5 protein-coding genes are annotated in these 7545 nt (G+C 72.2%); 1 reads left to right on the top strand and 4 read right to left on the bottom strand.

The window, feature by feature from the left end; all coding sequences use genetic code 11:
• Positions 1–1770, top strand: a 1770-nt coding sequence (locus E1283_RS28005) for an alpha/beta hydrolase (protein ID WP_481906706.1), incomplete at its 5' end; no start/stop codon positions are given.
• Positions 1771–2098: 328 nt separating this feature from the next.
• Here the strand turns inward: E1283_RS28005 and E1283_RS28000 are convergent.
• The 4 genes from E1283_RS28000 to E1283_RS27985 all read right to left on the bottom strand — a co-directional run bounded on the left by E1283_RS28000 (position 2099) and on the right by E1283_RS27985 (position 7354).
• A complete protein-coding gene (locus E1283_RS28000) occupies positions 2099–3517 on the bottom strand; it encodes an AI-2E family transporter (RefSeq protein ID WP_425086245.1) in 1419 nt (472 codons plus the stop codon).
• A 221-nt stretch (positions 3518–3738) separates the two neighbouring features.
• Positions 3739–4455 carry an aggregation-promoting factor C-terminal-like domain-containing protein gene (locus tag E1283_RS27995; RefSeq protein ID WP_481906705.1) on the bottom strand — a complete coding sequence of 239 codons (717 nt, stop codon included), beginning with the start codon at positions 4453–4455 and terminating at the stop codon, positions 3739–3741.
• A gap of 420 nt (positions 4456–4875) precedes the next feature.
• A complete protein-coding gene (locus E1283_RS27990) occupies positions 4876–6177 on the bottom strand; it encodes an RNA 5'-3' helicase PhoH2 (RefSeq protein WP_132820950.1) in 1302 nt (433 codons plus the stop codon).
• A 388-nt stretch (positions 6178–6565) separates the two neighbouring features.
• Entirely contained in the window at positions 6566–7354 is a 789-nt protein-coding gene (locus E1283_RS27985; RefSeq protein WP_425086244.1) for an isoprenyl transferase, read from the bottom strand.
• Positions 7355–7545: the final 191 nt, after the last annotated feature.

The following is a 7545-nucleotide window of genomic DNA, read 5'->3' as shown; positions in this document are numbered from 1 at the left end:
CCCGAGCACCCTCCCGCCCCCGAGGCGCTGCGCGCCGCCGGCGCGCGCGTGCTGGCGCACGCCGGCGCCATCGTCCGTCGCCCCTACTGGGAGCGGCCGAGCACCGAGTGGCTGGTCAGGCGTTGGCCGGACCTCACCGCCTCGCTCGCCGCCACCTTCTTCTTCTGGCTGTCGCTGACGCCGTCCCTCGTCCCCCGCCCCTGGTACTACCAGGGCGCCATCGGCGGCATCACCGCCGCCATCGGCTACGGTCTCGGCGTTCTGGTCAGCTGGCTCTACCGGCTGCTGGTCTCCTGGCGGCCCGGCGAGCTCGTCAGGGCCCGCTGTTGGCTGGCCTACCTGGTGCTGCTCCCCCTCGCCATCGCCTTCATGCTCGGCCGCAGCGCGGACGGGCAACGCGAGCTGCGCCGGCTCCACGAGCTGCCGCCGACGCTCACCTGGCACTCGCTGATGATCGCGCTGATCTCGTTGGCCGTGCTGGCCCTGCTGCTGCTCGTGGCCCGCTCCATCCGGCTCGGCACCCGTCAGCTCACCCGGCTGCTCAACCGGGTCATGCCGTGGCCGGCCGCGGTCGCCCTCGGCCTGGTGCTGAGCACCACGATCGTGGTCGTGGGAATGCGGGACGTGGTGTGGGACCGCGGCATCCTGGAGGTCGCCGACCGGCTCGCGGCCGCCAAGGACGAGTCCACCGACCCGGGCGTGATGCGGCCGTACACGCCGACCCTGTCCGGCAGCCCGGACTCGCTGATCTCCTGGGAGGACCTGGGCAACAAGGGCCGCACCTTCACCGGCACCGCCCTGTCGGCCGGCGAGATCGCCGAGTTCAACGGCACCGAGGCGCTCGACCCGATCCGCGTCTACGTGGGCCGCAAGGCGTACGACGACTACGCGGACGGCGCCGAGCTCGCCGTCCGCGAGCTGGAGCGCACCGGCGCCTTCGACCGCGAGGTGCTGGCCATCACCGGCACCACCGGCACCGGCTGGGTCAACCCGACCACGGTCGAGGCGCTGGAGTACATGCACGGCGGCGACACCGCCGTCGTGGCCATGCAGTACTCCTACCTGCCGAGTTGGGCCTCCTTCATGGTGGACCGCGAGGAGGCCGGCCGGGCCACCGAGGAGCTGTTCGACGCGGTGCACGCGCGGTGGGAGCAGGAACCGGCGGACGAGCGGCCCAGGCTGCTGGTGTTCGGCGAGAGCCTCGCCGTCTCGGCCATCGAGTCGGGCTTCGACGACCTCGACGACCTGCTGGCCCGCACCGACGGCGCACTGCTGATCGGCCCGCCGGACTTCAGCCCGATCCACACCGAGCTGACCGAACGTCGCGACGCGGGCAGCCCGATCTGGCGGCCGGTCTACGACAACGGCCGGCACGTCAGGTTCGCCCAGTTCCCCGACCGCGACCTACGGCTCCCGCAGGGCGAGCCGTGGCTCGAGCCGCGCGTCGTCTACCTGCAGAACGCCTCGGACCCGGTGGTCTGGTGGACACCCGACCTGCTCTTCCGACGGCCCGAGTGGCTGAACCGCCCACTGGGCCCGGACGTGACCTCGTCGATCGACTGGTTCCCGTTCGTCACCTTCTGGCAGACCACGGTCGACATGGCCAACTCCTACGGGGCCCCCGCCCCGCACGGCCACCGCTACGGCTCCAACCCCGTCGACGCCTGGGCGGCCATCGCCCCACCGGACGACTGGACGGAGACCGACACGGAACGCCTCTCCTGGCTCCTGGAGGTCCGCCACCCACCGAAGCACGGCTGGGCCGGCTAGCCGAGCCGGCCTGCCGGCCTACCGGTCCGAAGGGGCGGGGGTCTGACGGGCCGTGCACGGCCCGGGCCCTCGTGGACCGGCCGGCCGGCACGGGTGTGTGGCAAAGGCGTGGGTGGCTGCGCCGAGCGGCCCCTGTGGAGTGGGGAACGCCGGCACCGCCGGACACCGTGGGGGGAGAGGAGCCGAACGCCCGGGCGGATCCGGGGCCGGCGGGACGGACGTCCCAAGCCGGGCCGCATGCCGGCGGGCCGAGCCGGCCCACCGGACGCGGCCCCGGGCCTGCCGGCAGGCCGGCAGGCCGGTAGGCCGACCCGGTGGGCCGACGTGGTCAGGACGGCGGCTGGTTGGGGGCGATTTCGGCGATGGTGGCGCCGCTGACCGCGGCCCCGCCGGCGCGGGCGTCGAGTTCGTCCTGGTAGGCGCGGAGGTAGCCGACCACCGTGTTGGTCACCGCGATCAGCGGGACCGCGACGATCGCGCCGGGGATACCGGCCAGCATCGAGCCGGCGGCCACGCCGAGCACCACGGCCAGCGCGTGCACCCGGACCATGCGGCCCAGGATGAACGGCTGGAGGATGTGGCCCTCGATCTGCTGCACCAGCAGCACCACGCCGAGCACGATCAACGCGTCCACCGCGTTGTTCGTCACCAGGGTGACCAGCACGGCCAGCGCGCCGGAGGCGACCGCGCCGACCAGCGGCACGAACGAGGAGAGGAAGACGATCACGCCGAGCGGCACGGCCAACGAGACGTCCAGCACGAAGAGGCCGATGCCGATGCCGACCGCGTCGATCAGCGCGACTATCACGGTGCCGCGCACATAGCCGGTCAGCGTGATCCAGGCGCGCGGCCCGGCGCCCGCCACGCCCTCGCGGGCGGCGCGCGGCACCAGGCGCAGGCACCACTGCCAGACGCCGGCGCCGTCGTAGAGCAGGAAGAGCACCACGAACAGGGCGATACCGGCGCCGGTGAAGAACTCCACCGCGTAGTTGACGCCCTCCAGACCGGCCGACGTCAGCTCGGAGCTGTGGTCGGCGATCCAGCCGTTGATGTTGTCGGTCCACTCGTTGATGTTGTCCTCGGTGATGTCGAACGGCAGCTCCAGCACCCAGTTCCGCAGCTGGTCGACGCCGTCCTGCACCTGCTCGACGAGGTCCTCCGAGTTCTCGATGACCTGCCAGACCACGAACCAGCCCACCAGGCCCATCGTCGCGAAGCCGCCGAGCGCCGTGATGGCGGTGGCCGCGCCCCGGCCGATGCCGAGCCGCTTGAGCCAGCCGACGAACGGCTGCAGCGCGGCGGTGATCAGCAGGCCGGCGGCGAACGCCATCACCAGCAGGCTGATCGAGCTGACCACCTGCAACAGGACCCAGACGACGCCGGCGAGCACCAGCAGTCGCCAGCCGGCCTCGGACGCCACCCGCACGCCCCACGGGATGGCCTCCGCGGGCTCGGGGCGCCGCGGCCGCGGCACCTCGGCCACGCCGCCGCCACCCGGCGGCCGCTCGCCGCCTCCGTGGCCGGCCGGTGCGGGCGGCAACGAGGGCTCGACCGGGGGCGCGCCGGCCAGCACGGCCCGGCGGGCCCTGGCCTCCAGCGGCTCGCGGCCGCCGTCGTCCGGCTCGGCCTCGGAGCGCGCGGCGGGCTTCGCGGCGCGCGCGGCCGTCACCTCCGCCTCGCCGCGCTCGCCGGCCTCCCGCTCCCGGCGCCCCTGCTCGCGCTCGGCGTCGCCGCGCAGTCGCGACACCCGCGATCCCACGCGCGACAAACCGGCCCCGAGCCGACCAAGTCTCGACATCCCGTGTCCCTCCGCCCCCTGCTTCATCTCACCGCAAACGCGACTCGACGTTACCCCGGACGGCGGGACAGCGGGATATCCGATGGGACTCAGTGCTGTCACAGCGAAGCCCCCGAGCCGACCTGGCTCGGGGGCTTCGCCTCAGCTACGCGATGAGGGACCGGTTCCCGTCAGTACCAGTTGTTGACGGTCCAGAAGTCCCAGGCGCCACACGGGCTGCCGTAGCGGTCCTCCATGTAGTTCAGGCCCCAGCGGATCTGGGTGGCGGGGTTGGTCTGCCAGTCGGCGCCCGCGGAGGCCATCTTCGTCCCGGGCAGCGCCTGCATCAGGCCGTACGCGCCCGAGGAGGGGTTGGTCGCGGTGTAGTCCCAGCCGCTCTCGTGGTCCACGATGTTCGAGAAGCACTGGAACTGGTCGGCGCCGACGATCTCGCGCGCCATCTGCTGGATCTCGGCGACGCTGTACGACGACTGGACGGAGTAGTCGGCCGACGCGCTCGCCGACTGGGCCTCGGCGGCCGCCTCCGCGGCCGCGGCCTCGGCGGCCTCGCGCTCCGCCTGCTCCTCGGCTTCCCGCTCCTCCTGGGCCCGGCGCTCGTTGGCGTCCTCGGCGGCCTGGATGCGCGCGGCTTCCTGGGCGGCGATTCGGGCGTCCGCGTCCGCGGCGACGGACTGGACCTCCGCCTGCTGCGTCAGCGACGTGGTGTGCAGCTGGGCATTCGTGCCAGCGGGTATCTCGGCGAGCAGCGTCGCATCAGCCGCGACGACCTCTACCCCGTCAGTGACGGCCCCCTGCTCGTCGCCCGACGCCACGCCGACGGCAGCGCCGACGGTGGTCACAGCGGTGGCGGACGCCACTGCGAATCCCCGGACCGAAATCCCGGTCACACGGTTTCCTTCCGACATCGCCCGCTCGTCACCTCACGGGCACAATCGTGCCCCTGACTCGGACCTCCCCCGATGCCGTGGCGGGAGGCGCTGGCCCGGACGGGACCCGGCGCGTTGCGTGCTGGGTTCCGCGTGGTGCTTCGGGCGGCATACGGCGGGCTGCTGTTCAGTTGTAAGTCGCAGTCCTTGCGGTGCCCTTGGGGGGCACGGTTGCCGTATGCGGGGCCTGACAGAGGCACACACTGCCGGAAGCGAGAGCCCGGAGGCAATTCGACCCCGTGTGGGAAAGCTCACACGGGGTCGGGGGTTGTCAAGTTGGCATAACCCGGGATTGACGGGCCGGCCTGCGGTTTCGCCGGACGCCGGACGCCCCGGCGGGTGGATAACCGCCGGGACGCCCGGTACGCGCCGTTGGGGCGACTAAATGCGCCCCTCCTCCAGCATTTCGGTCACCAGCGCGGCGATCGGGGACCGTTCGGAGCGGGTGAGGGTGACGTGGGCGAAGAGCGGATGGCCCTTCAGCTTCTCGACGACCGCGACCACCCCGTCGTAACGCCCCACGCGCAGGTTGTCGCGCTGCGCGACGTCGTGCGTCAACACGACCCGGGAGTCCTGCCCGATCCGGGACAGCACCGTCAGCAGCACGTTCCGCTCCAACGACTGGGCCTCGTCGACGATGACGAACGCGTCGTGCAGCGACCGGCCGCGGATGTGGGTGAGCGGCAGCACCTCCAGCATGCCGCGCGCCACCACCTCCTCGATGACCTCCCGGGTGGTGACCGCGGACAGGGTGTCGAAGACGGCCTGCGCCCAGGGGTTCATCTTCTCGGCCTCGGTGCCCGGCAGGTAGCCGAGGTCCTGGCCGCCGACCGCGTACAGCGGCCGGAAGACCATCACCTTGCTGTGCTGCCGCCGCTCCAGGACGGCCTCGAGGCCGGCGCACAGGGCGAGCGCCGACTTTCCGGTGCCGGCCCGGCCGCCCATCGAGACGATGCCGATCTCCGGGTCGAGCAGCAGGTCGAGCGCGATGCGCTGCTCGGCGCTGCGGCCGTGGATGCCGAACGCCTCCCGGTCGCCGCGGACCAGCCGGATCCGGCCGTCGGGGGCGACCCGGCCGAGCGCGCGGCCGCGCTCCGAGGAGATGACCAGGCCGGTGTGCACCGGCAGCGCGGCCGTCGCCTCGTCCTTGACGCTCTCGGTGGCGAACAGTTCGTCGACCGACTCCGCGCCGAGCGAGACCTCCACCATTCCCGTCCAGCCGTCGGCCTCGGTGATGGCGAGTTCGGCCCGGTACTCCTCGGCGGCGAGCCCGACCGAGGACGCCTTGATGCGCAGTGGCAGGTCCTTGGAGACGACCGTCACGTCGTGACCCTCGGCCTGCAGGTTGCGGGCCACCGCCAGGATGCGGGAGTCGTTGTCGGGCAGCCGGCCGCTTCCGGTGCGCATCGCCGGAGGCAGGACGGTGGGGTCGGAGTGGTTGAGCTCGACGCGGAGCGTGCCGCCGAGCTCGCCCATCGGCAGGGGCGTGTCGAGCCGCCCGTGCTTGACCCGGAGTTCGTCCAGCAGGCGCAGGACCTGCCTCGCGAAGTAACCGAGCTCTGGATGGTGGCGTTTGGCCTCGAGCTCGGTGATCACGACGACGGGCAACACCACCTCGTGTTCGTCGAAACGGGTGATGGCCGCCGGATCGGCGAGCAGGACACTGGTGTCGAGGACGTACATGCGCCGGTCGCTGGAACGCTTCTTGCTGCTGGCCACGTGTGGACGAACCCCCTCGGACGAGGTGTGGAATCAAGGCGCCGCCCAGGGCGCCGGGGGCTGAAGACCGGCCCCGGCCCGCGCGCGGGCCGGGATCCGGCCCCGGTCCCCACCTGACAAGGGGGTGACGTGCTGCGCAAACGGGCCTCCCGGCGGACCGCACTGACGCACGGTCCGCGAGGAATATGCCCGCCCCTTGCGCATCTCATGCGAAGAACGCCCTGGACGGCCGCCTCGTGACGGTGTGGTGATCGCCTATGACACCGAGGCTATGCGCCCGGAAATGGGGGTGTAAGTGCCGATGGTCCCTGGACGGATTCGCCAGCCATCGGAGTGAGCCGTGGCGAGGGGGTCAGACGCCGTACCGACGGTGCCTGGCCGCGTAGTCGCGCAGTGCGCGCAGGAAGTCGACCTTGCGGAAGGCCGGCCAGTACGCCTCGCAGAAGTAGTACTCCGAGTGGGCGCTCTGCCAGAGCATGAAGCCGGAGAGCCGCTGCTCGCCGCTGGTGCGGATGACCAGGTCGGGGTCGGGCTGGCCGCGGGTGTAGAGGTGGTCGGAGATGTCGCTGGTCCGCAGTGACTCGGCGACCTCCTCGAGGGACTGGCCGTCGGCGGCCCGCTTGGCGAGCAGCGATCGGACGGCGTCCGTGATCTCCTGCCGACCGCCGTAGCCGATGGCGACGTTGACCACTATCCCGGGGCGTCTGCCGGCCAGTTCCTCGGCCTCGCGCAGCACCTTCCTGGTGCGCTCGGGCAGGACGTCGAGCGCGCCGACGTGGTTGACGCGCCAGCGGCCGTCCTCGGCGAGGCCGCGGACGGCGCCCTCCACGATGGAGAGCAGCGGGGTCAGCTCCTCGGTCGGCCGGTTCAGGTTGTCCGTGGAGAGCAGCCAGAGCGTGACGACCTCGACGTCCGTCTCGGCACACCAGCCGAGCAGCTCCCTGATCTTGGCCGCCCCGGCCTCGTGCCCCTCCTTGGTGGTGTTGCCGGCCGCCTTCGCCCAGCGGCGGTTGCCGTCCAGGATGACGCCGATGTGCTTCGGCCCCTGGGCGGAGTCGAGATGGCCCTCGACCCGCCGCGCGTACAGCCGGACGGCGACGCGACGCAGGGTGTTCTTCATCGCGCTCTTGATCGCGCTCATGGTGTGTGTCAGCCCCTCCTTGCCCTCTCCCCGTGCCGGTGCACTCTAGCGCCGCCGCCCGACGGCACGAACCGGAAGCAGTGGATCCGGCCAGGCGAGGCCGTGAAGAAAGAGAGGAGAGGAAGGAGAGCGGAGAGAGGGGAGAGGCGCTCCGGCCACGGTGGCCCGGCCGAGGCGGCGTGGGCCTGGCG

This window comes from Streptomyces hainanensis (genome assembly GCF_004348415.1).
In the GTDB taxonomy this organism is placed as follows: Bacteria; Actinomycetota; Actinomycetes; order Streptomycetales; family Streptomycetaceae; genus Streptomyces; species Streptomyces hainanensis.
Note: the sequence above shows the minus strand (reverse complement) of the source record. Positions and strands in the feature narration are given on the sequence as shown.

Bases quoted from the DNA above. Each gene is read 5' to 3' on its own strand.
- E1283_RS27990 (WP_132820950.1), bottom strand. From the start codon at position 6,177: ATGTACGTCCTCGACACCAGTGTCCTGCTCGCCGATCCGGCGGCCATC.
- E1283_RS27985 (WP_425086244.1), bottom strand. From the start codon at position 7,354: ATGAGCGCGATCAAGAGCGCGATGAAGAACACCCTGCGTCGCGTCGCC.